Source organism: Aquitalea sp. S1-19 (genome assembly GCF_024343515.1).
On the sequence record NZ_RJTZ01000251.1, the window covers coordinates 1 to 1882 of the forward strand.

4 protein-coding genes are annotated in these 1882 nt (G+C 57.0%); 1 reads left to right on the plus strand and 3 read right to left on the minus strand.

Annotated elements, in window-relative coordinates; all coding sequences use genetic code 11:
- The coding region (locus EGI20_RS17900) for a cupin domain-containing protein (RefSeq protein ID WP_498633056.1) at positions 1-430 on the minus strand (430 nt) is incomplete at its 3' end.
- A 100-nt stretch (positions 431-530) separates the two neighbouring features.
- The gene (xth, locus tag EGI20_RS17905; RefSeq protein WP_498632447.1) at positions 531-1307 is read right to left on the minus strand and encodes an exodeoxyribonuclease III; all 777 of its coding nucleotides are present in this window, start codon (positions 1305-1307) and stop codon (positions 531-533) included.
- Positions 1308-1428: 121 nt separating this feature from the next.
- Between xth and EGI20_RS17910 the strand changes: the two genes are divergently transcribed.
- Positions 1429-1608: a hypothetical protein gene (locus EGI20_RS17910; protein ID WP_498632449.1), complete on the plus strand. Its 180-nt coding sequence runs from the start codon at positions 1429-1431 to the stop codon at positions 1606-1608.
- 49 nt (positions 1609-1657) lie between these two features.
- Here the strand turns inward: EGI20_RS17910 and EGI20_RS17915 are convergent.
- The coding region (locus EGI20_RS17915) for a porin (RefSeq protein ID WP_498633057.1) at positions 1658-1882 on the minus strand (225 nt) is incomplete at its 5' end.

Sequence of the window (1882 nt, forward strand, 5' to 3'; positions counted from 1 at the left end):
TCTGCAGGATGGAAATCAGATACTCCATACGAAAGCTATTGCGGATCATGAAAAAATCACGCCGCGCATGCATGGCGGTGCCGCCGTGAAACAGCAGGCCGGCAAAACCATGGCGCAACAGATCCTGGATAGGCGTGAGATAGTGCGAGTTGAAAAATTCCGGCCCCAGGCGGGCCAGATTGATAGCCAGCGAATCCCAGCGCGCGTCGGCGGTACGAACCGTCACATGATGCCGGACGAAAGGCGAGATAAATAACACGGCATCCGCAGCCAGCTCGACCGGCTCTGCCGTTCCGATCGCGACCAGCACGCCTTCGCTACGGGGAAACACCAGCTGGCTATAGGGGTGAAAATGCGGCGCACTGTCCTGCTGCTGTTGCAGTTTGTCAAACAGGGTAAAGTCGAGGCGGTTGTCAAAAGCGTAATCCACACAGGCTCCCAAGCATTCGGCTTGCCGGCCATCATCCGGCAAGCCGGCCTCCCTGCCAACGTGGATAGTACATACTCTTGATACAGAACAAATAGTCAGGCTATTGCGCTGCCAGCGTCAGTACCACCGGCGTGTGATCGGACGGACGCTCCCATTTGCGCGGGGCCTTGTCGATGTCGCAAGCCAGCGCCCGCGCCTTAAGCGAATCACTGATCAGGATGTGGTCGATACGCACCCCAAGATTGCGGCGGAACATCATCGCGCGGTAGTCCCACCAGCTGTACTGCTTGTCGTCCTGATTAAACAGACGGAAAGAATCGGACAGGCCAAGCGCAATCAGGCGGAAGAAGGCGGCGCGCTCGGGTTCCGAGCACAAGACCTTGCCCTGCCAAGCCTCGGGGTCATATACATCGCGGTCGTCGGGTGCGATATTGTAGTCACCCAGCAAGGCGAAATCGGTATGTGCAGCCACTTCGCTTGCCACATAGCCTTCCAGTGCCGCGAGCCAGGCAAGCTTGTACGGATACTTTTCCGAGTCGACCGCCTCGCCGTTGACGAAGTAGGCACACATCACGCGCACCCCGCCTACCGTGGCGGTGATCACCCGGCGCTGTACATCGTCGTAACCGGGAATACCGCTGACCACATCGCTTAAGGTCAAAGGGCTGCGCACCAGAATCGCCACGCCGTTATACGTTTTTTGTCCCAGCCAGGCTGCGCGGTAACCGGCCGCTTCAATCTCTTCCTGCGGAAACTTGTCCTGATCCAGCTTCAGCTCCTGCAGGCACAAGACATCGACCGGATTATCCTGCAGCCATTGCAAGACTTGTGGCAGGCGCACCTTGAGGGAGTTGACATTCCAGGTAGCCAATTTCATCAATAAACCCAATCCGTTAAACAATACGTTTAATCAATTAAACAACACTCGCCGCAAGAAACATTGTCAGCCCGCTCTCCTGCGGCCTAGAATCAAATCGTCATATCAACGGAGAGAGCCTTTGCGAGCTCAAGACAAGCGTTTGCAGCACACCGATGCACGGGCACTTTGCCCGACGCAGAATCCGAATCGTACCACCCTGACCCCGATTGCGCCGTCGTTCGCGCTACGCACTCCCACCTTCCGCCACCACCATACGCTGGGTTCGCCCGAGCGGGAAGAGCCGGAAGCCAGCCGCTAATAATGCAAAACCGCCCGGTGACGGGCGGTTTTCCGATTTGAAATCCTGCTTAGAAACTGTGTGACAGACCGACACCCAAGGTGTACTCGTTGTCTACGCCGCTGCCACTGCCAAACGGCACGTTCTGGTCGTACTTGACGCGGCCGTAGGAGACATAGCTCATGGTGCGTTTGGAAATCTGATAATCAGTACCGACGACCCATTGCTGGTAACCGGTGTCCGACTGTTTGGCACCGTTTGCGTCGACATCCCAGCCATAGGCATAGGTCAGGCG

Excerpts from the sequence above, each read along its gene's own strand:
- xth (WP_498632447.1), bottom strand. The coding sequence starts at position 1,307 with ATGAAATTGGCTACCTGGAATGTCAACTCCCTCAAGGTGCGCCTGCCA.